The following is a 22646-nucleotide window of genomic DNA, read 5'->3' as shown; positions in this document are numbered from 1 at the left end:
TGTAAAATGAAGGGACTATGATCGATATGTTCAAAATCTTTATTGTCGAAGACGATACCGGGCTGGTCAACCTGCTGAAAGAGTATCTTCATAAATTCGGTTACATGACGCAGTCCGTTCATGATTTCGAGACGGTACGCGATCAATTTGAATCGTATGACCCCCACCTTGTGCTTCTGGATATCAATCTGCCAAAATACGACGGATATTACTGGTGCCGCCAGTTCCGAAGCCTCTCCACCTGCCCGATCATCTTCATCTCCGCCCGCGACGGGAAAATGGATCAAGTGATGGCGCTGGAGAACGGTGCCGATGATTATATAACCAAACCCTTTGACTACGAGATTGCCATGGCCAAAATCAAGAGCCAGCTCCGACGTGCCTACGGCTCTTATGCTGTCGCTCAGAATGAGCGCGTGCTCAGCGTTGACGGACTCACGCTCGACGTTGAGCGTCTCTCCCTGTCGCTTGGGCAGAACCAAACGGAGCTCAGCCATACTGAAGCCAAAATTTTGGACGAGTTAATGAAGAAGCCCGAGCAGATCATCAGCAGAGACCGGCTTCTGGAGAAAATATGGGATGATCAGGCCTTCGTGGACGATAATACACTGAATGTATACATCACCCGCGTCCGCAAGAAACTTGCTGCCCTTGGGATCGAGGATGGCCTTCAAACCGTGCGCGGTCGCGGCTATCGACTGGTACCGAACTGGGGGGACGAAGCATGAGGCTATTTCTGCAAGAACAGCGTCCCTTAATGATTGTCTACATAGCCCAGCTTCTCGTGATAACACTCATTTACAGACTGGATGGCTATCGCAATTTGATGGTCAGTCTGTACGCAGGCATCATCAGCTTGTTGCTGCTTCTCGGCTATCTGGCCTTTCGATTTATTGCCAATCGTTCATTCTATAAACGATTAGAACAGCCGCTCCCGGGAGAATCCCTCACCGGCGAATCCTCGGCAGAATCCTCCCATGCCCCGCTCGCCGAAGCGCTTCATCAACTGCTGAAAACCCAGTTCCGGCATTACACCACGGATCTGCATAACTATAAGCATAAGATTGAGGGCCATCTTCAGTTCATCAATCAATGGGCCCACCAGATGAAAACGCCGATTTCGGTCATTCACCTGATTCTTCAGGATGACGATGATCCCCGTTTTGCCGCGATCGGCGACGAGCTGGATCGACTCAAAAAAGGGCTTGATCTGGTGCTGTACACCGCCAGGCTTGATACGTTCGAGCATGACTTTCACGTGGAGAACCTGCCGCTACAGCGAATCGTCCGGAATGTCACTTCCGAGCAAAAGCGTCTGTTCATCCGGCGGAGAATTTATCCGTCCATCCAGATCGATTCCGGACTAACGGTGGCCACGGACGAGAAATGGCTCTCTTTTGTGCTGACACAGCTGCTGACCAATGCGGTTCGGTATACGCTGAAGGAACAAGGCACCCTCTTTTTTAACGGCTACACCCGGGAGAATCAAGTTGTACTTGAAATCCGGGACGAAGGCATCGGCATTCCCCAAAGCGACCTGCCGCGAGTGTTCGACCCCTATTTCACCGGAGAGAACGGGCGCAGGTTCCAGGAATCGACAGGCATGGGGCTGTTTCTTGTCAAACAAATATGCGATAAGCTAGGACATGCCTTCGAAATCGAATCCAAAGTGGATGAAGGAACGACGGTTCGCATCATTTTTGCGGATTCTTCAGGCCACATTGCACAATAAAGTTCAACGGCAGGCAGGGCAGCGCTTTTTGCCCATTCGGAAACGATAGCAGTGGCAGTCTGGCAGTTCCTGATCTAACTTACGGCAGTTAAAGAAACCTTACAAGGTTGTAAGGTAACTGTAAGTTACGAATATGGCTGAACGCGAAGGAATCTTTTACAATGATATCATCGTTATAGAGGAGTGAAGATATGCCCATCCTGAGCGTCAAGCATCTATCTAAAATCTATGAGGGCAAAGTGGCGTTCCAAGCGCTGAACAATATTCACTTCAACGTCACCAAAGGGGAATTCGTCGGCATTATGGGTCCTTCCGGCAGCGGAAAAACCACGCTCCTCAATCTGATTGCAACCATTGATCAGCCCACAGCCGGAGAAGTGATCATAGGCGGGCGCAATCCTCATCTTCTCAGCAGAAGCGACACCGCTCTGTTCCGGCGCCGGGAGCTTGGCTTCGTCTTCCAGCACTTCAATCTGCTGGATACGCTGACCGTTGAGGAAAATATCGTTCTCCCGTTGACGCTGGAGGGCATGCCGCTTGACGAAATGGGCATCCGGCTGAGCCGGATCGCAGATCGACTCGGCATCGGGTCCATTCTGCATAAGCATACCTATGAGATATCCGGCGGGCAGATGCAGCGTACCGCCATTGCCAGGGCGCTCATTCAGGAGCCCTCTCTAATTCTCGCTGACGAGCCCACCGGCAACCTAGACTCCAAAGCCTCCAAAGAGGTGATGCAGACGCTTTCTGCTTCGAGTAAAGAGGCTTCCGCAACAATTCTCATGGTCACTCATGATCCGGTGGCAGCCAGCTACTGTGACCGCGTCTTGTTCATCAAGGACGGACAACTTTATAATGAAATGTACTGCGGTGACAACCGCCAAGCCTTTTTCCAGAAAATCATCGACATGCTGGCTTTACTGGGAGGAGGCAGTCATGACCTTTCGACAATTCGCTTTTAGGAATGTCCTGAGGAATAAGCGGACCTATGCTGCCTATTTCTTAAGCAGCGCATTCTCCGTCATGATTTTCTTCGTGTGTGCGCTGTTCCTGTTCCATCCTTCGATAGCGGACGAGATGTTCTATCCGGTTGTTATCCAGGCGATGCTCGGGGCCGAGCTGATCATGTATGTATTCTCGTTTTTCTTCGTGCTGTATTCCGTGGGGGCTTTTCTAAAGACGCGCAAGCGCGAGTTCGGCATTCTGTTCATGCATGGCATGACGGATCGCCAATTTAACAAGATGGTGTTTCTCGAAAATATGATCATCGGCGTAAGCGCCATTGCTACAGGCATCCTGTTCGGCATCATTACAGGCAAGCTGTTTCTGATGGCAGGCTCGGCCTTTCTTGGAATCCCGCCTCTGCCGTTTCGATTGCCCCTGCGTGCGCTTGGACTGACGGTTGCAAGTTATGTGCTGCTGTTTATCATTATCTCGCTGTGCACCTCTAGGCTGCTGCGTCCTAAAGCGTTGATCGATCTGTTTCAGTCCGGACAGCGGCCGAAAACCGCGCCCAGGACATCGCCCTGGTTATCGATATTGGCAGCCGTGCTGCTGGTGGTCAGCTACAGCTTGGCCGCCACGACAAGCGCGTCGACCCTGGCGCTGCGCATGTTCCCGGTTACCTTAATGACGATGATCGGCACTTATCTGTTGTATACGCAGCTAGGGGTTGCTCTCGTGCGAAGGTTGAAGCAGAGCCGCCGGTTAGCCTGGAGAAGGACCAAGCTGGTCTCGCTATCCAGCCTGCATTACCGGCTTAGGGATCATGCACAGATGTTCTCAATGGTGACAATCGTGCTGGCTGTTTCTTTTTGCTCGGTAGGCGTATTTGCCTCCATCCCGGTGCTCACGAAGCAATTCAACGAGGATTTCCCTGCTGCCATCGGTTATCTCGCCAAAACGGGGGACACCTCCGAGAAGCAGCATTTACATGAAATCCGGCAGGAGCTTGAGTCGAAAAAAATGCCGTTTGAAACGCTATCGTTTCGCGTGAAATATACGGAAGTTGAGCCAGCTTCCGCACAGGTCGGGCAGTTGCAAAATCCGTTGGCACTGATCTCCTTCTCCGACTATAAGGCGGCGGTGCTAATGGCGGGACTGCCATTTGATGAACAGCCGCTAAGTGGTGAGGATGCGCTTGTCCTCATTGCTTCGCAAAATGACAGGGCTTATATCCGCGACCGAGAGCACGCTTCGTACCGAATCCATGATTCCGAACTTCTCCTGCATGAAATCGGTTATTCCGATCATGTCGGCGTACCGGAATATTTGCTGCCGGAAATGGACGACGATTCTCGCTTCGGCGGGCTTGTGGTCAGTGACGAAGCCTTCGCCGCCATCACGAATCCGGTCCGGCTAGAGCGGTACACCGGCTTCTATGTGGATGATTTCACAGAGACGGAGGGCATCGTCCCCCATCTGGCCCCGCGCGGGGCGGTGCGTTATGAGATGGGCCAGCCTTATGCGCTGGCGGTCAGCGGCACGCTCTTTGCCCTTCGAGACAGCCTGTACAATATGCTGCTCTTTGCGGCGCTGCTTGTGGGCACGGTGTTTTTTATCGCGGCAGGAAGTTTCCTGTACTTCCGCCTCTATGCCGATCTGGATTATGACCGCAGGCATTATGCCACGATATCCCGGCTTGGAATGACCGATAAGGAGTTCCGGCGGATCGTCACCGGACAGCTGGCGCTGCTGTTTTTTGTACCGATCAGCCTTGCGATTGTGCACAGCATCTTTGCTTTTATCGCGCTGCAGAGCTACTTCTATTTATCCATTGCAGCTGAAATGGGCATCGTGTTGATCAGCTTCCTGATGATGCAGGTCCTGTATTTCTTCTTTATCCGCAGTCAATATCTGCGCAAGCTGAAGCAGACCCTTATATAAAGGATGCAGCAGCATCCTTATTTTGAAAGAGGTGTAACCCTTGGAAAACTGGATTACGGATATTATGGAGCAGTTCGGCTATATCGGCATCCTGCTGATGATTGCTCTGGAAAACGTGTTTCCTCCGATCCCCTCCGAAGTCATTCTTACCTTCGGCGGATTCATGACCACCTACACGAAACTGACGGTGCCTGGCGTTATCATTGCCGCTACGATCGGATCTATCGTCGGTGCTGTTATTCTGTACGGGATTGGTCGCCTGCTCGATGTCGAGCGGCTTGAAAAAATCGTGGATCGCTGGGGGCATATCCTCCGTGTCAAAAAAGAAGACATCCGCAAGGCGGATGCCTGGTTTGATAAATACGGCTACTGGACCGTGCTGTTCTGCCGCATGATTCCGCTGATCCGAAGCTTGATCTCCATCCCGGCAGGGATGTCCAACATGAAGTTCGGCATGTTCCTCCTCTTCACGACCATCGGTACCCTGATCTGGAACATTATTCTGGTATGCGTGGGAGCCGCTGTCGGCGATTCATGGGAAAAAATCGTAGCCTTCATGGACGTCTATTCCAATATCGCTTATGCTGTAATAGCTGTGGCCGTAATTGCGTTCCTGTTCTTTTTCTTCCGCAAGCGGAGAAAGTCAGCTTAAAGTTACGCATATTCATGCCATTGATCATTCATATCATTACATTTAACATTTTAGTAAGGGAGAGCTATAGGTCATGGATTTTTTAACCATCCTCAAAGCAATTATTCTGGGAATCGTCGAGGGACTGACCGAGTTCGCTCCTGTATCCTCTACCGGTCATATGATCATCGTTGATGATATGTGGCTGAAATCCGAGGAGTTTCTGACGAAATACGTAGCCAACACCTTTAAGGTTGTCATTCAGCTTGGCTCCATTCTAGCCGTCCTCGTTGTGTTTAAGGACCGCTTCCTGGATCTCTTGGGCCTCAAGCGCAAAAAGCCTGAAGCCGGCGTACCGGCGGTTACGGGCAGACTGAAGCTCAGTCAGGTTATCGTCGGTTTGATTCCGGCCGGTGTTCTGGGCGTCTTGTTCGAAGACCTTATTGACGAGCATTTGTTTTCTACCGAAACGGTGCTGATCGGACTTGTAATCGGGGCCATCTTCATGATCGTTGCCGATAAAGTCAGCTCGAAAAGAGAGCCGAACGTGGTCACTGTCGACCAAATAACGTACAAACAGGCATTCAGCGTCGGATTGATTCAGTGTTTGTCGCTCTGGCCAGGCTTCTCCCGCTCCGGCTCCACCATCTCCGGAGGCGTCATGCTCGGTATGAGTCACCGCGCGGCGGCGGACTTCACCTTCATTATGGCGGTGCCGATCATGTTCGGAGCCAGCTTACTGTCGCTGCTGAAGAACTGGGAATACTTCACGCTGGAGGCTCTTCCATTCTTCATCGCCGGATTCGTGGCAGCCTTCGTCTTCGCCTTGATCTCCATCCGCTTCTTCCTGAAGCTGATTAACCGGATCAAGCTGGTGCCGTTTGCGATCTATCGGATCGTGCTCGCTGCTATTATTGCGTTGGTGCTTTATCTGTAAAACCGTTCTACAAGTACCGTTTACAATCCTAGAGGTGCTCGGGCACGTATAAAGGGGCTGTCCCAAAGTCATCTTTCATGACTTCTGGGACAGCCCCGTTTTATTAAAAGTGCGCGGATGGCTATGGTATTAACAGACTATATCATAACAAATCTTTCCTCTATGCTTCTTTTGTTATAGAACTTCGTTTACCTCATCAGAGAACCATTTCGCGATGATTTGCGGCCTTGTTATGGCGCTGCCTACAACCACACAATGAGCCCCCATTTTGATCGCTTTTGCAGCCTGCTCCGGTGTGTTGAAGTTGCCTTCTGCAATGACTGGTTTCTTACACTGCTTAATCAGTTCTTCCAGCACGGTGAACTTCTCCACATGCTGAGACTGCGGTGTATAACCAATAAGTGTCGTTCCAATGTAGTGGAACCCCAATCGATCTGCTCGCAACCCCTCTTCCGTGGTGGAGATATCCGCCATGAAATTCTGCGAAGGGTATTTTGTAAAGATCGATTGCAGGAATGCCTCATCCTGATCCATCGTTGCTTGCACAGCAATAATTTCAACCCCCGTGCCAACAAGCGCATCCACTTCGGTCATGGTCGCTGTAATGAACGATTGCATACCCGGGTATTCTTTTTTGATAATGCCAATAATGGGCAACTCAACTTGCTTCTTAATCTCTTCGATGTCTTCAACGCTATTAGCACGAATCCCCACCGCACCGGATTCGGCAGCCGCAATGGCCATACGCCCCATAATAAATGAACTATGCAACGGTTCGCCTGGCAAAGCCTGACATGATACAATTAATCCTCGATTCACAATATGTTCCCTCCATGCCCTATCCTGTTTTATTCTTCACCAATAGTCTCATTTATCTTTTGTTTAATTAAGTCGGCTTTGGCGCCAAATACAGCCTGAATCCCGCCTTTTACTTCCAATACTGCGGTAGCACCCAGTTCTTTGATTGTATCCTTATCTACCTTCGATACATCTTTGACGGCAACACGAAGTCTTGTAATACATGCATCGACATCTTCCAGGTTCTCCTTGCCGCCAAGCGCACTCAGCACTTTCATCGCGGTATCTCCAATACTGTCCTTGGATTCAACCGATACGCTCTCCCCATCACTTTCACGTCCAGGTGTCGCCACATTGAATTTCGTAATTAAGAAGCGGAACACAAGGTAATAGATGATCGCCCAGAAGAGCCCGATAATGATGACATAGATCCAATTAGTTCTGGCATTCCCCTGCAGAACCCCGAAGAGCAAGAAGTCGATGGCCCCGCCAGAGAAGGTATTCCCGATACGAACGGATAACATATCCGCGATCATAAAGGATAGACCGTCCAGAGCCGCATGAATCACATATAACCATGGAGCGACGAATAAGAACATAAACTCAATCGGCTCCGTAATCCCTGTCAGGAACGATGTCAGCGCAGCACTAAAGAACAAACCAAACACAAGTTTGCGACGGTTCTTCGGGACGCAATGATACATCGCAAGGCATGCCGCAGGAAGACCAAACATCATCGTAGCAAAACGCCCTGCAAAAAAACGGGTTCCTTCGGAGAACATTCCAACATGATTCGGATCAGCCAATTCTGCAAAAAAGATTTTCTGCGCACCCACCACTTGCTGACCTGCAACCGTGGCGACACCGCCCAGCTCTGTGAACCAGAACATCGGATAAATCATATGGTGTAGACCGACAGCACCTGTAAGACGAAGCAAGAATCCGTATAAATAGGTTCCGAAATATCCCATGCCGGCAATAGCAGTTCCTGCCGCTACCAGCCATCCTTGAAACGTAGGCCAGATTAAGAAGAAGATCCCGCCTACAAAAATAGCACTAAACGATGAGACGATCGGAATAAACCGCGAGCCCCCAAAAAATCCTAGAAAGGAAGGTAATTGAATCCCCCGGTATCGATTATTCAAATAAGTAACCAGGATACCAATGACAATAGCCCCTACAACCCCGGTGTCAATGGATTCAACGCTTGGATTGAATACCGTGATCATTGCACCAATCGATGCATTCATAACTAGGAACGAGACGGCTGCTGCCAGTGCGGCAGTACCTTTATCTTTTTTCGCTAATCCCACGGCAAGACCAATACACATGATTAGCGCTAAGTTGGTAAACACAACGTTGCCGGCTGCTGACATAATTTGAAAAATAGCTTGTAAAAACGGCGTATTCAGAATCGGATATGCCGCAATCGTATTTGCATTCGATAAGGATCCGCCAATCCCAAGCAGCAAACCCGCAGCAGGTAGGATTGCAATCGGTAACATAAATGACTTACCAAGCTTTTGCAACTGTTTAAACATGGATTTTCCTCCTATTAGATCAAGCATTGTACTTCCATCGCGATATGTCGATTCTACATCATGAAATTATTTTAGTAAATATAATTTTATTAAAATAATTTTATTATTACCTGGCAATTAAATCCATGACAACCCTTAGTATGAACAACTCACCAATAAAAAAACCTGTGCCCCTCCAGTAGACGATAAATACGTCAACTTCTGAGGTTCACAGGTACGATGAATGCTTTATTGGTAATCCATTCGATTATGTTCAAGAATCGTATTAACTGTAATTTGCATCCGTCTATTCAAATCCGCATCCGCGAGTAAGATCATACATAAAATATCGATCGCATACATGACGGAAAATTGACTATTTACAAACCTTTCTTTATCAACAAACAATGTATTCGGGACCAGAATAAAAGAGTCCACTTGCTGCGCCAGCGTACTCTCGGAGAAGCTGGTCAGACAGATGACTTTGCACCGATTATTCTTTGCAATTCTGGTTGCGTCGACAATGACAGACGTTTCCCCTGAACTGGAAATCGCAATAACGAAATCATTCTCATTCACTATCGAACTATTGATCAGCATTAAATGCGAATCCGTTATACTCTGCACATTGAAGCCCATACGCAGCAAACGAAGCATCATTTCCTTCGCTGAAAGTCCCGAGCTTCCGATCCCGTATATGAAAATCCGTGTTGCGCCCTTAATCGTTTCAGCAAGCTGATGCAAATATGTAATGTCCAGTAATTGATTCGAACGCTCAATAACTGTCTGATAGAATTTAGATACTTGAATGAGAATATTGTCCTCCACCGAAGGAGCCGTCGCAGTTCGTAGCCTGCCCAACTGAACCTTTAATTCGGCAAAATTATTGCAACCAATCTTCTTGCAGAAATGCGTGATTGTCCCATTCGAGACACCAACATGGTTCGCGAGCACAGATATATTCATGTTATTAATCGATTGACCTTCTTGAAGAATATAATTCGCTACCAACTGTTCTTTCTTCGAGAAACTCGGATATAACTGCTGAATAACCATATAAATATCCATCGAATCCACCACCGCCATTTGGGAATTATAACAAAAAAAGCATAAGGATTCAATATTATTACTATAGTAGGGAGCATTGCTCAAGACCCATCATAGGAGTAAACATGATGCAACGCAACCACCATCCATCCATCCATGAAGAAAAAAGAAGAAGCCCTCCGTTTTTGGAGAGACTTCCAGGTTATAGTTGAATGGGAGCTTCCCCTATCCATCAGCGCGCAAGGATCATTTCATTTCTGTAATGGTGTGTGAAAGCCAGGAGCCCTGCGCCTCACTCTTCAAACGATAAATTGGTAGGCTCCTCCAGGAGCTCATAGTGAAAATCAAAGTTCGTCGTCGGTACGCTAAGATCCACCTCTTCAAAGCGGAGGCTGTCGAGCCACACCTTGCCTGCCCCCATCAGCAGAACACCGATCGAAATCGTAGCGCTGTCCTCGGGTACGTCGAGCACGATGGCATAGTGATTCCAGTGCGTGCTGCCCACAATGCGCCGATCGTTCATATTGTCGAACTGGAGTACGTCTTCCGCTCTGTTGTCAACACGCATCCACAGCCCGCAGTATTCTTTGACGTTCTCGGTTTTGACAAATCCGAAGAACCGCATCCGTTTGCCCGCATACTTATCGGCTTTGAACTGCTGCATCATGGTCGCAAAAGCGCCAGCCTCCATTGGGGTTAGGGCTTTTAGGTAACCGGAAGTGCTTCCTTGGTGGACGGTGGACCGATCGACACCGATTTCATAATCATGCGGGTGGCTTCCGCTCAGAAACCAGCCTTTTAATGCGGATTGAGATTGCTGCTCCATGTGATCCTCTCCTTTAAAGTAGCTTGCGTGTTGAGCGTGAACCGCAAAGATTCTCCGGTAACGCCCCGGCGGCATGCCGTATAATTTTTTGAATGCTCTCGTAAACGACTCCTGACTTTCGAAGTGACAGTGCAGGGAAATGTCGATAATCGCAGCCTCGGAGTGCAGCAGTAGCTGTGCCGCATAACAGAGTCTTCGTTTTCTAAGGTAATCCGCGATGTTCATACCGACCTCCTTCCGAAACAAGCGGTGGAAGTGATATGGCGAAAAACCGGCATAGGATGCAATATCCGCGAGGGTCAGCTGCTCCTCCAGATGCTGCTCCATGTACGCTATACTTTTTTGGATGATACGCTGGGTACTCAAAGGTTAGGCCCTCCTTTGTTATAAAGGATACCAAATGGGAGAGGGACGTTTTTGATCTTTTTTGCCAACCTCAAAAAGCCCCTTCGATTACAAAGATCGAAGAGGCTTAAACAATGATACGATTCTCGTTATGGATCACAGGAAAGGCTCCCTGCCATGAAGAAGGAATAACCGTGCTTTCATCCATCGTTAGCGGCGATACCTTCTCGCAACGAGCGAAGAAGAGCTCTAGCCGGTTATCCCGCAAATCATCGATTACCAGTACCCAGATAACTTGAAGTCACGCCGATGAATCCCGTTGCACTCCCGCATTACATGCTCTTTGTGAGTGAGCATAAAATATTGCCGGATGAGTGTCGGACGTTTCGACATGACCTCACGTCTTGAGGATACGTGTCCTCGAAGGCAAGCACATGACCGAGCGCGTAATCCTGCTGTACGGCTAATGCCGCAAAAACCGCATTATCCCAGCGGCTTCAGCTGAACGGTACGCTTGGTGCTTGCGGATTCATACGCTGCAATGGCAACACGGGCAGAATTGTAGCCGTCTTCCCCTGTTATTTCGACCGGCTTGCCGTCGCGAATGCTGTCGATAAAGCTGTTGACGAGACCTTCGTCCATATCATCGCCCCAGAAGCTCCACGCAGCTTTCCCAGTTACATCGCTGTAGACATCGTTCTTCTGAGCAAAAGAATCAATGTTCAGCACACCCTTGGTGCCGATGATCTCAAGCGTTACATCCCCCCAGGTCGGGAAGGTGCGATTACGGGACCAGCTTGGGTCCAGTACGGCAACAACGCCATTCGCGAACTTGACGTGCACCATACCGGCATCGTCAATCTCCGTGTCATTGAAAAGCGTTTCCGCATGGGCGTATACTTCCTCTGCCTTGCTGCCGGTAAACCAGTGCATCAGGTCCATCACATGGACGGTATGGTCCAATACAGCTCCGCCGCCCGATTTCTCCCGTTCGATAAACCAGCCGCCAGGCATGCTTCCCCGGTTGGTTCCCTTCATGGCCAAAATTTCGCCGATCTGCCCTGCGTCAATCGCTTCCTTCGCCTGACGAACGGACGTAATATAACGGCAAGGAAAAGCCGTCATGAGCTGAACGCCATGATCCTTGCACACTTGAATCATCTCCAGCATCTCGGACTCGGACAAACCTAACGGCTTCTCGCACAGCACATGCTTGCCCGCCGCAGCGGCAAGCTTGGTAAATTCCGCATGACGCGCATTTTCCGAACAGATGACGACTGCATCCAGTTCCTGTGCCAGCAATTCATTATAGTCTGCATAATACGGGATTCCCCGGTCCACAGAGTAAGGACGCACGCGCTCCGCGTTTTCATCCGCGACTCCGACCACCTCGACATCATCCCGCTTCAGCATGCCTAGGAGATAGCTCGCTGCATGCATATGGGCAAAGCTGATAAAGCCTACTTTAACTTTCTTCATGAAACCGTCCCTCCGATCATCACGGGCTGTCCAGTCTGAGCCGATTGCTCCGCTGCCTGAGCGATTTCAACGGCATAACAAGCATCCTTAATACTTACGAGCGGCTCATGGCCGGTTCGGATGCACTCGATAAAATGCTGCACTTCGTTATAATAAGGGTCATGCAGACTTGGGCTTGAAGGAACCTGTACAGTTGCTCCCTCCCCTGCCTCCGCATTGACCAATTTAATATCCAAAGACTGCACCTGATTGCTATCAAATCTTATGATGCCTTGGTCTCCCGAAATCTCGAACTGCGTCGTAAACGGTCCGGGATACCCCCAATAGCCGGTTAAACTGGCGATTGCACTATTTTTAAAATGAAGCGTAAGCTGAGCATACTCCATCTCAGGCTCATCCCGCTTAACGATGGAAGCATATACCGACTCCACTTCCCCGAATAGCCAGCAAGCAAAATCGATATCGTGAATCATGAGATCCATGATAACACCGCCGCTCTTACTCGGGTCGTTATACCATCCATCCATACCCTGCGGATACGAACCGTACCGCTTGAAGTGAGCCATCTTCGGTGTTCCGATGTTCCCGGAGTGGGCCTGCCGATAGGCATCATGATAGTTCGGGAAGAATCGGACGACATGTCCGATAAACAACCGGACTCCGTTCTTCTCGCAGGCCGCCTTCATCTCTTGTGCATCCTCCAGGGTCAATGCAGCCGGTTTTTCGCAGATGACGTGCAGCCCTTTTTCAGCTAGTTTCAATACAAACGGTTTATGGAGATAGGTGGGCAGACACACCGCAACCGTTTCCAAATCTTTTTGTTCAAACAGCGACTCTACATCCGTGTATGCCTTCGCCCCGGTCAAAGCTGCAGCCCGCTCAGCCCGCCCGGCGTTAATATCGACCACACCCGTCACTGTTACTCCCGGCATTTTCGCCAAATTATGCGCATAGGCTGTCCCCATCGTTCCGCAGCCCAAAATCGCAATGTTCATGCTTATCCCTCCAGTATACCTATAATGACTTGGACCAAAAAGTGATGCCGTATCCGTTGTCCGCGAATACTACCCACCCTGTTACATTCTTCATATAGCGCAACATTCCTGCCTCTATTTCGCATGATTCGTGCTTTTTTGAACTTATGCCGCTAACTTGGTAAAGTGTATATAGAGAGTAGTAAAAATCTGCTATATCACGCCTAAGCGATTAAGGAATAACATTCGAATAGGGTCGACAGTCATCCAAGCACGCCCCGGACCACGCACCATGCGCACAGGTAGCAGTCACGGTACATAGTAGCGCACTGCAGATTCGAAGAATTTCGACATTCCAAGAAATATCCACAGAGAGAAAGGGTGTAGAGAGAACATGTCAGAACTTGTCGTTCAAACGAAAGACGGGCATATTCAAGGCAGTTCGGAAAACGGAGTACGTGTATGGAAGGGGATCCCTTATGCGAAGCCCCCGGTAGGCCCGCTTCGATTCCGTGCTCCTGTTCCCCCCGATTCATGGGACGGGATAAAAGATACCACCGCCTTCAGCCCCATGTGCCTTCAGCCAATAGAATCCACGTCAAGCATGCTTGGCGGAGGAGTGACCAAAACGGTGTCCGAGGATTGTCTCTACCTCAATGTGTGGGCACCCCTGAATACGCCAGCGGAGCCGCTGCCCGTCATGGTATGGATTCACGGGGGCACTTTCATCACGGGCTCCGGCAGTTTGCCAAGCTATAACGGTACATCTTTCGTACTCAGAGGCGACGTGATTGTGGTAACCATCAATTACCGTCTGGGTCCGCTAGGCTTTCTCCATCTCTCCCCATACGGGGAATCCTTTGCCTCTAATACCGGTTTATTGGACCAGATTGCGGCCCTGCAATGGGTACGGGATCATATCGAGGCCTTCGGCGGCGACCCCAAACGGGTAACGGTATTCGGAGAGTCGGCCGGCAGCATGAGCATTGCAGCTTTACTTGCAATGCCGGCAGCCAAAGGGTTGTTTCAGCGAGCCATCATGGAAAGCGGTGCTGCCCAGGTGATGGCTCCTGAGCAGGCACAGATGATAACGGCTGGTTTGCTTAAAGAGCTGGACATAACGCCTGATAAGGCCCATCAACTCGAATCCCTCACAGGTGAGCAAATATTCGAAGCCGGGGAACGGCTGAAGAAACGAATCGGTCCCGGCGTCAGCATGATCTTCCAACCAGTGCTGGAGCCCCACACGCTGCCTCATGATCCGCTGCAGGCTATTCAATCGGGCTGGGCGAAGGACGTGCCAATCCTGATCGGAACGAATCTCGATGAAGGCGCCTTGTTCTTCCGGCCGGACATGCCGCTTGTGAAGGAGGACGATCTTGTCCGCACCGTTGAAATGATGACCGGCATCCAGGATGCTGCGCCTATCACCAAAGAATATCCGTACAGCATAGACGGACATGCCCAGATTATGACCGACCTGTATTTCTGGCGCTCGGCCCTGCAGTTCGCTTCCGCTCAGAGCAAGCACACGCCGGTATGGATGTACCGATTCGATTGGACGCTGCCGAATCATCCGGTTCTCGGCAAAGCGATGCACGCACTGGAAATACCGTTTGTATTCAACACGCTGGGGCTGTTTCAGAACATCGGTGTGCAAGTCGATGCCGGCACGCAAGCCCTGTCCGACCGAATGCAGGATGCTTGGATTGCATTTGCGCGCAATGGCTCACCGGATACAGAGGCACTGCCGTGGCCTGCTTATGATCTGGCATCGCGTTCAACGATGATATTCAACAACGACAGCAGGATCATCGAGGACCCGGATGCGGAGAAGCGGGAAATGATGCAATTATAAAATGGACAAGTGACGGCGACACCGTCAGTCTTTGGGGCGGCTGGCCAACTCCAGAAGACCCGTCCAAATAGAAGCAAAGCTGGATAAAAGCCAAGTAAGGCTGTCCCTATCATGCAGAATGGTCTGCTTGAGGAGACAGCCTTATTTCATTGCATGTGGATCCTTAGTTTACGAATAGATATCCCTGTTCATTGTAGGCATGGAGCAGCGTGTATCGGCTGAATCGAACCTTGTGAGCTTCACTCAGGCTCCGCTTCAGCAATTCGCTCTTGATCGGAAGCTCCGATACCCCGGCTGGTCCGCCAATCGAGCGCATCAGATCGGCCAGCTCTACCGGTTCCGGGATTTGCATTATTTGCGACCGGATTTCGTTCCAATGCTGCGTGATCCGAAGTGCAGTGTCATTCGCACCTACGGAGGCGCTTCTGTACATCTCAAGCCCCTGTTCCCCAAGACGGTGATACAGCTTCGAGATTTCCACGCAAGCGGCACCCACCTTGGCACCGTGCAGCAGCTGCTTCTCCCCTAGCCGGATAAACTCCATCTCCCAATAGTGGGACAGATGATGCTCCGAGCCTGAAGCCGGATGGGATTGACCGAACAGCAGCATGGCTAAGCCCGATTCAACGAGCGCACCCATTAAGATGCGTACACCCTCCTCGGTTCGCTTCCCAATCTGCTCGACCCCGTTCACGCATTGGTTGAGCGCGGATCGCGTAATATCCGCCGAAATTTGCAAATAGGGTTCATCAGCCACCAGGCTGCCGAATTTCCAGTCGAACAGGGACGTGTACTTGCCCAGCATATCCCCGAACCCGGCCGCGGTAAGCTGCGGGGGAGCCGACATGAGAATATCGACATCCGCAAAAATCGCGCTCGGTCCAATAGCTGGAATCGTCTTCTTCTCACCCCGTATAATGATGGGCGCTCCCTTGGAATTAAATCCATCCACCGAAGCGGCCGTGGGTACCGAGATGAATGGGATACCGGCGGTATAAGCAGCGTACCGGCTAATATCGTGAATCGTTCCCCCACCTACCGCAAGCACCGCCTTCGCCCTGCTCTGCTGGATATCCAGTATGACCTGAATCAGGGAAACCTCATCCGCGATAACATCACCCTTCCGGTCAGGAAGAAGCTTGGTAACTTGGACCTCAATCGAGGATTTCGTAAGCAGGTTCGCAAGCGGCTGGCCCGCTATGTCATAAGTATTGCCGTCTACGACCATCACCACCGAGGTCCACTGTTTTGTCTCAAGGTAACCCGCGACCTCGCGTAGAGCTCCGGACTGAATCTGAATCGACTCCACTTCGTCCAGATTCGAAAGCTGCCTAGCAGGTAAATGCGCCGCCAAACTTCGGATATTCGATAAAATGGAGGTCATATCCGCGTGCCCTTCTTTCCGATCATCGCCAGCGCCGGAAGGGGGTTATTGCAGGTCATGCCGGTAACCCCGCATTCCAGCGAATAGCGGACACCCTCCTCATCGTCCGGGCAATAGCTCCAGACCAGCAGCCCCTGTTCCTGGAACCGGGCAACGAGCTCTGGCGTAAGCAGCGACATCTCTACGCCGATTGCCCACATCTTGGAGTAGGTTCCATCCTCCTCGAAGATAAATCGGGACATTTTCTCACCCGGGAAGCCCTGTGTCTTCAGACCATGCGTATCATGAATATGCGTCAGAACTTCAGCATCGAAACAGGTGAATACACAGCGCGGCAGGTACCCGTATTGGTTCAGCACATCAACCGCCAGGTCCGCGGCCTCTATAGCATCGGGGCTTGGCTTAATCTCCACGTTGCACAGAACTTCGGGATATTCCCGGAGCAGCTCGCATAGCTCCGCAAGCGTCGGGATCTTCAATCCCTCAAACTCCCGAGCGAACCAGCCGCCCGCATCCAACGATTTCAGTTCCGCAAGCGTAAAATCCCTCACCTCGCCAGCACCGCTCGTCGTACGCTGAACGGTTGCGTCATGGATAACCACCACTTCCTTATCACGCGTCAGCCGGAGATCAAACTCCAGCATATCTACGCCTAACTCCAGCGCCTTGCGAAAGGCTAGCAGCGTATTTTCCGGATAAGCTGATTTATACCCGCGGTGTGCAGCCACCATCGTACAGGATGGTTCCCGTAGTCGTTCGATCATATGTCCTGCCACTCCTTTACCAGTTGTTATTGGGCCAAAATCCGTTCCGTCTCTTTCTTGAAGGTATCCAGCGTAGCCGGAATATCCTTGCTGTCGTACATGATCGCTTCCATAGCCGAGAAGAACTCATGCATAATCTCCGGCCATGCCACGTCCTTATTGGTATCGACGGCAAATTCCAGCTGATCATAAGCGACTTTACGGTTCGGTTCTTTGGCCCACAGCTCTTGGATCTGCTCCGACTCCACCATCTTCTTCGTGAATGGCAGGTAGCCAGATTGCAAAATAAATTCAAGACCGCCTTCCTCTTCCATCTCCATCCACCGGATGAATTCCCATGCCGCTTCCTTGTTCTTGGAAGAGGACAGCATCGTCACATTCGCGCCTCCGGTCGGATTCGCATACACTTCGTCCTTAGGCAGGAACGCTGTGACGTAATCGAAATCCACCGCGCTGGACAACCCGCCAATCGATCCCGTAGATTGATACATCATTCCGACCTTGCCTTCCACAAACATGCTGTTCACAATGTTGCCGGAATCCTGAGCCGGCGGATAATACAAGGCGCCTGTGCTCTGCAGGTCTTTAAGGTAAGCGAACATCTTGGCGCCGACACCGTTATCCCCGAAGCCGATCGACGTATTGTCATCATTGAAGAAAGTGCCGCCCGCCTGCGAGATCATGGCAATCGGATACCAAGTGTCATAGGGCATCGTAACGCCGTATCGCTTATACTCGCTGCCTTCCTTGACTACAAGCGCATTTGCGACCTCCTTCAGCTCCTCCCATGTGGTCGGAATTTGCAGCCCCTGCTCATCCAGCAATGTTTTGTTCACATGCAGAATCGGGGTGGAACGGTTCAGCGGCAGCGATACCAATTGATCATTGAAGACGGAGTGTCCCATCAGCCCCGGCGTAAAGTCATCGGCGCTGATGCCAGAGCCTTCAAGATAAGGCGTCAGATCCTCAAGCACTTCCGAATCTGCGAACATCTGAACATAGGCTCGCTCCAGCATGCTGACATCCGGACCGGTATCGGAGGCTATCGCCTGCTGCAGCTTGGTTACCGTCTCGTCATAACTCCCCTGAAAGGTGCCTACCACTTCGATATCCTCATGGGATGCATTAAAGCGCTGAATGAGTGCATCCATGTATTCCCCGTTCTTGCCTCCCAACGAGTGCCAGAACTGAACTGTAGTTTTCCCTTTGTCTCCGGACGGGGCTTCGGCTCCCCCGCTTCCCGGCGCTTTGCCCGTATCACCGGAAGTTCCCCCACCACCACACGCGGCAAGCAAACTGAATAGCATAATGACGGATAGCAGTGTATACCATTTGGATTTCATATTGACTCATTCCTCCATTAATCATTCGATTATGAATTGCCGAACCCTGTTATTCCAGTAATTATTTAATGCCTGAATAAACAAAAGCCTTCACGATGTGCTTCGAGCAGAATACATACACAAGCAGGATGGGCACCACCAGCATCACATTGCCGGCCATGATGATATGCCAGTTGCTGATGCCCTCAGTCTCCCTTAGCATGGCGATCCCCAGGGTCAGCGGCCGGACGGCAGCTGAATCGGTCATGACGAGCGGCCAGAAATAGTCATTCCAGTGACTGACAAAGCTGAACAGCGCGATGGTCGCAAGTGCCGGCTTCGACATGGGAACCATGATTTTCCGAATGATTTTGAATTCGCTCGCATTATCAAGACGGGCCGCTTCAATGATTTCCTCCGGAATCTGCATGAAGTACTGCCTCAGCAGGAAGATGCCGAAGGCATTCGAGATGAACGGAATGATCTGCGGCAGCAGGGTTTTGACTAATCCCCAATCTGCCATCATCAGATAGACCGGTATGAACGTAACCTGACCCGGGATCATGAATGCCAGAAGGATCATGCCGAACAGCAGCGTTTTTCCCGGAAACTTATACTTCGCAAATGCATAGGCAGCCGGGATCATGATCAGAAACTGCAGAACGATGATGGATCCGGTAACGACAACCGAGTTCCTGAAATAGGTAAGAAAAGGACCTGCATTCATCGCCTCCGCGAAGTTGCCCCATTGCGGCGAGGCCGGAAACCACGTCGGTGGAAACGTCATCGTTTCCCGGAATGTCTGGAGTGATGTGGAGATCATCCACAGAAACGGAAAGATGAAAATCATGAGCACTGCGGCCTTCAGTAAATAGCCCAGCGCCGTCCATACGATTTTTAAATCAAAGGTCTTCAAACTGTGCCTCCTTTCTGCATGGCCAAAGCCTTATTGATAATGGACCTTCTTGGACAGCAGCCGGAAATAGATGAACGTAAGCAGTCCGATAATGGCCATGAGCACGACGCCTGTCGCAGCCGAATAACCGATGTTGGTCGTTCGGAAGCCGTATATGTAATACACAAGCGTGGTCGTTGCATTATTCGGTCCTCCGCCTGTCATCACCTGAACGGTATCAAATACTTTGAAGGAACCGATCGTCATGATGATCAGGATAAAAAACAGCTGCGGCGAAATCATCGGCAATGTGATTTTATAAAACACCTTGAACCTACTGGCATTATCCAGCGCCGCCGCTTCATAAATGCTTGGCGATATGCTCTGCAGGGCCGCCACGATAATCAGGGTGTAATAACCGATGGCCTGCCAGACCGATACGATAATGACGGATATCAATGCGGTCTTGGAGCTTTGCAGCCATGCGGACGGCGGGAGCCCCACCAGCTTGAACAGATAATTGAGAAGTCCTTGATTCGGCTCCATCAGCCACAGCCAGACCAGCGAGATCGATACAATGGAAACGACGTGCGGTGTGAAAATCCCAGCCTGAACGACCGAATTGAAACGGCCCTTCTTGTTCAGCCACACCGCAATCAACAGGGACAGCAGCATGGTTAGAATCACGACGCCGACTGTATAGATGGAAGTGTTCCATAACGCTTTGTAGAAATCCCCGCGACCCAGAATCTGGGTGAAATTGTCCAGTCCGACAAACTTGCTCTTGTCCTTGTTCATCAGGTTGTATTTGAACAGGCTTAAGTAAATCAGATAACCTACCGGATATATCACAAACAGCATGATACCCGCCATGGCCGGCGCGATTAGCACATAGGGCCTGATCCCTTCCCAAATCCGCTTCTTATCCATGAGCCAGCCCTCTCAGCCGCTCCATAAACCCCCTATAGCGGATGTCCTGCTCTTCGACCCGCTTCTCATCCGCCCCGAAGAAAAACAATTTATCCGCCGGCACGCCGAGATATACCTCCTGATCGACATGAAATTTGTCATCCTGGCACTTCACCATGAAGGCCTGGCCCTCCATCGTCCTTACCTGATAAATTGTCTCGGAGCCCAGCATTTCGCGCGTGATGATCTCACCCTTGGTCGAATAATGAAACGACTCCGGTTCTGAGCCGATCACAACGCTCTCCGGACGGAATCCAAATGTAGTGCGGTCGTCGCCCAGCGGCGCAATGTTCATGGGGGGAACCCCGATAAACTGGGCCGCAAACAGATTGCTAGGCTCGCGGTACACCACCTCAGGCGGCGCTTCCTGCTGAATGACGCCTTTGTTCATAAGCACGATGGTATCTGCCATCGACATCGCCTCGATTTGGTCATGGGTCACATAGACAAAGGTCGTTCCCAGCTTCTTGTGCAGTTCAATCAGCTCGATCCGCATCTGAACCCTCAGCTTGGCATCCAGATTGGACAGTGGCTCATCCATCAGGAATACGGACGGATCCTTAACCATCGCCCGGGCCAAAGCCACTCGCTGCCGTTGTCCGCCAGACAAGGTAGAAGGCTTACGATCCAAGTAATCGTTCAGTCCCACGGTTGCCCCTATGGTCTCCACTAGACGTGTGCGTTCTGCTTTGGGAACCTTGTTGTTCACGAGACCAAACTCGATATTCTCGCGGACCGACATCGTTGGGTAGATTGCGTAATTCTGAAATACCATGGCCACGCCGCGCTTCCCCGGTGCAATTCGCGTAACATCCTTGCCATTGATAAGAACGGAACCTGAGGTTTGAGGGTCAATGCCTGCAATCATCCTTAAGAGCGTTGTTTTTCCACAACCTGACGGACCGACCAGCACGGTGAATTTTCCGTCTTCGATGGTAAGATCCAGGTCCTGGATAACGGTTTGACGATCAAACGACTTGCTTACTTTCACAAATTCAATGGATGCCAAGAGCGATCCCCCTCACGAAAGTGTAATGATGTTGTCATGACAAGCAAAAATCAATGAATCCATAAAAATGAAATCCCTTACATGCACCTGATAATAAGTACGCATCAAATGCACATGTAATGATCACTTTTGCTCATTTTTATTTAATTCGATTGTAGATGTGCAATATTAGGAGAGTGTTAGACCTTCGTACGGATTTTGTAAATTCGCTTCGTATCAAGGGATTTAACATGGAATTAACATAATGCGAGTACACTAATAAGACATGGAATCCTTAAGCATAAAAGAGCAAAAATGCGCATTGTATGTACAAACGCACCTAAACTGCTCATTGTCCATTCAGGAAGGGAGAAATTATCGATTGCTGGCACATGAACGAAAGAAAAGGATCATTGATTACGTAAGGCAATACCGAACAGCAACGGTTGCTGCGCTGGCATCGGAATTCGGTGTTCACACGGCCACCATTCGCCGCGATTTGGCGGAGATTGAACAGGAAGGCGCTTTGAAGCGCACACATGGCGGGGTCATCATGGAGCAATGGACGCATAACGAGCCATCCTTTAATGAGCGAACCAACTTTCACCGGGACGAGAAAATACGCATCGGTCAGCTTGCGGCTTCGCTTGTGGAAGACGGGGAGAATATCATCATTGATTCGGGAACAACCACCCTTCATATTGCGACGCATCTTGTGCACCGCTCGGACATTACGGTCATTACGAACGATATGAACGTTGCTGTTGAGCTCCGCGATGCTCCGGGTATCAAAGTCATTCTGACCGGCGGGGAGCTGTACCCCTCGAGCTATATGCTAAACGGCATGTTTACCGACCATGTACTGAAATCCCTGCATGTCGAGAAAGCGTTCATTGGTACCCCTGCCTTGCATCCTCAGCATGGCCTCATGCACCCGGAGGCGCTGCTCGTCCCGGCCAAACAGAATATGATTCAAGCCGCCGGCGAAATTGTCGTGGTCACCGACCACAGCAAGATTGGCAAGCTGTCTCTGCACACAGTCGCTCCCAACAGCGCCATACATACCCTCGTCACCGGCACTGAGGCTTCCGACTCGGATATCAAGCCGTTTCAGGAACGAGGCATTACCGTGTACAGGGTTTGAGGCTTGCGCTCTTTGTATACCTTGGCATACCTTTGCATACCTTACGTACCATTGCGTACCTTTGCATACCTAAACATCCTTCTTACAGAAACACAAAGGGCACCCCTAGGGGTGCCCTGATCAAGCTGCGGCTTGCTGGCAGCTTAT

Annotated in this window: 20 protein-coding genes; 8 read left to right on the top strand and 12 right to left on the bottom strand. The window is 50.6% G+C overall.

The window, feature by feature from the left end:
• Positions 1-26 precede the first annotated feature (26 nt).
• The 6 genes from MHH48_RS04285 to MHH48_RS04260 all read left to right on the top strand — a co-directional run bounded on the left by MHH48_RS04285 (position 27) and on the right by MHH48_RS04260 (position 6186).
• Positions 27-728 carry a response regulator transcription factor gene (locus tag MHH48_RS04285; protein WP_076326039.1) on the top strand — a complete coding sequence of 234 codons (702 nt, stop codon included), beginning with the start codon at positions 27-29 and terminating at the stop codon, positions 726-728.
• Positions 725-1732, top strand: coding sequence for a HAMP domain-containing histidine kinase (locus MHH48_RS04280; protein WP_076325933.1), 1008 nt, complete (start codon positions 725-727; stop codon positions 1730-1732). Before MHH48_RS04285 ends, MHH48_RS04280 begins: the two co-directional genes overlap by 4 nt.
• A 191-nt stretch (positions 1733-1923) precedes the next feature.
• Positions 1924-2694 (top strand): ABC transporter ATP-binding protein, encoded by a 771-nt coding sequence (locus MHH48_RS04275; RefSeq protein ID WP_076325934.1) that lies wholly within the window; start codon positions 1924-1926, stop codon positions 2692-2694.
• Positions 2669-4618 carry an ABC transporter permease gene (locus MHH48_RS04270; protein WP_076325935.1) on the top strand — a complete coding sequence of 650 codons (1950 nt, stop codon included), beginning with the start codon at positions 2669-2671 and terminating at the stop codon, positions 4616-4618. Before MHH48_RS04275 ends, MHH48_RS04270 begins: the two co-directional genes overlap by 26 nt.
• Before the next feature lie 40 nt (positions 4619-4658).
• Positions 4659-5270, top strand: a complete 612-nt coding sequence (locus MHH48_RS04265; RefSeq protein ID WP_076325936.1) for a DedA family protein — start codon at positions 4659-4661, stop codon at positions 5268-5270.
• A 73-nt stretch (positions 5271-5343) separates the two neighbouring features.
• The gene (locus MHH48_RS04260; protein ID WP_076325937.1) at positions 5344-6186 is read left to right on the top strand and encodes an undecaprenyl-diphosphate phosphatase; all 843 of its coding nucleotides are present in this window, start codon (positions 5344-5346) and stop codon (positions 6184-6186) included.
• A 174-nt stretch (positions 6187-6360) separates the two neighbouring features.
• Here MHH48_RS04260 and MHH48_RS04255 read toward each other — a convergent pair whose 3' ends face one another.
• The 6 genes from MHH48_RS04255 to MHH48_RS04230 all read right to left on the bottom strand — a co-directional run bounded on the left by MHH48_RS04255 (position 6361) and on the right by MHH48_RS04230 (position 13196).
• Positions 6361-7005 carry an N-acetylmannosamine-6-phosphate 2-epimerase gene (locus MHH48_RS04255; protein WP_076325938.1) on the bottom strand — a complete coding sequence of 215 codons (645 nt, stop codon included), beginning with the start codon at positions 7003-7005 and terminating at the stop codon, positions 6361-6363.
• A 29-nt stretch (positions 7006-7034) separates the two neighbouring features.
• The gene (locus MHH48_RS04250; RefSeq protein WP_076325939.1) at positions 7035-8525 is read right to left on the bottom strand and encodes a PTS transporter subunit EIIC; all 1491 of its coding nucleotides are present in this window, start codon (positions 8523-8525) and stop codon (positions 7035-7037) included.
• A gap of 228 nt (positions 8526-8753) precedes the next feature.
• Positions 8754-9572 (bottom strand): MurR/RpiR family transcriptional regulator, encoded by an 819-nt coding sequence (locus tag MHH48_RS04245; RefSeq protein ID WP_076325940.1) that lies wholly within the window; start codon positions 9570-9572, stop codon positions 8754-8756.
• Positions 9573-9843: 271 nt separating this feature from the next.
• The gene (locus MHH48_RS04240; RefSeq protein ID WP_076325941.1) at positions 9844-10743 is read right to left on the bottom strand and encodes an AraC family transcriptional regulator; all 900 of its coding nucleotides are present in this window, start codon (positions 10741-10743) and stop codon (positions 9844-9846) included.
• A gap of 462 nt (positions 10744-11205) precedes the next feature.
• Complete coding sequence (locus MHH48_RS04235) at positions 11206-12201, bottom strand: Gfo/Idh/MocA family oxidoreductase (RefSeq protein WP_076325942.1); 996 nt, start codon at positions 12199-12201, stop codon at positions 11206-11208.
• Positions 12198-13196, bottom strand: coding sequence for a Gfo/Idh/MocA family oxidoreductase (locus tag MHH48_RS04230; protein ID WP_076325943.1), 999 nt, complete (start codon positions 13194-13196; stop codon positions 12198-12200). The genes MHH48_RS04235 and MHH48_RS04230 overlap by 4 nt, the downstream gene beginning before the upstream one ends.
• Before the next feature lie 373 nt (positions 13197-13569).
• Between MHH48_RS04230 and MHH48_RS04225 the strand changes: the two genes are divergently transcribed.
• Positions 13570-15033: a carboxylesterase/lipase family protein gene (locus tag MHH48_RS04225; RefSeq protein WP_076325944.1), complete on the top strand. Its 1464-nt coding sequence runs from the start codon at positions 13570-13572 to the stop codon at positions 15031-15033.
• A 163-nt stretch (positions 15034-15196) separates the two neighbouring features.
• On the opposite strand, the gene MHH48_RS04220 is transcribed toward MHH48_RS04225, so the two are convergent.
• From MHH48_RS04220 to MHH48_RS04195, 6 genes are all read right to left on the bottom strand, one after another.
• Positions 15197-16417 (bottom strand): sn-glycerol-1-phosphate dehydrogenase, encoded by a 1221-nt coding sequence (locus tag MHH48_RS04220; protein WP_076325945.1) that lies wholly within the window; start codon positions 16415-16417, stop codon positions 15197-15199.
• Positions 16414-17181, bottom strand: a complete 768-nt coding sequence (locus MHH48_RS04215; RefSeq protein WP_076325946.1) for a glycerophosphodiester phosphodiesterase family protein — start codon at positions 17179-17181, stop codon at positions 16414-16416. Before MHH48_RS04215 ends, MHH48_RS04220 begins: the two co-directional genes overlap by 4 nt.
• A gap of 26 nt (positions 17182-17207) precedes the next feature.
• Positions 17208-18524 carry an ABC transporter substrate-binding protein gene (locus MHH48_RS04210; protein ID WP_076325947.1) on the bottom strand — a complete coding sequence of 439 codons (1317 nt, stop codon included), beginning with the start codon at positions 18522-18524 and terminating at the stop codon, positions 17208-17210.
• A 61-nt stretch (positions 18525-18585) separates the two neighbouring features.
• Positions 18586-19419, bottom strand: coding sequence for a carbohydrate ABC transporter permease (locus MHH48_RS04205; protein ID WP_076325948.1), 834 nt, complete (start codon positions 19417-19419; stop codon positions 18586-18588).
• 30 nt (positions 19420-19449) lie between these two features.
• On the bottom strand, positions 19450-20328 hold the full coding sequence (locus MHH48_RS04200; protein ID WP_076325949.1) for a sugar ABC transporter permease: 879 nt from the start codon (positions 20326-20328) through the stop codon (positions 19450-19452).
• Positions 20321-21376: an ABC transporter ATP-binding protein gene (locus tag MHH48_RS04195; RefSeq protein WP_076325950.1), complete on the bottom strand. Its 1056-nt coding sequence runs from the start codon at positions 21374-21376 to the stop codon at positions 20321-20323. The genes MHH48_RS04200 and MHH48_RS04195 overlap by 8 nt, the downstream gene beginning before the upstream one ends.
• A 361-nt stretch (positions 21377-21737) precedes the next feature.
• Here MHH48_RS04195 and MHH48_RS04190 point away from each other — a divergent pair, with 361 nt between their 5' ends.
• Positions 21738-22499, top strand: a complete 762-nt coding sequence (locus tag MHH48_RS04190) for a DeoR/GlpR family DNA-binding transcription regulator (protein WP_071221931.1) — start codon at positions 21738-21740, stop codon at positions 22497-22499.
• Positions 22500-22646: the final 147 nt, after the last annotated feature.

The organism is Paenibacillus sp. FSL F4-0100 (assembly GCF_037993005.1).
Lineage (GTDB): Bacteria > Bacillota > Bacilli > Paenibacillales > Paenibacillaceae > Paenibacillus_AQ.
This window is presented reverse-complemented; position numbering and strand designations above follow the sequence as displayed.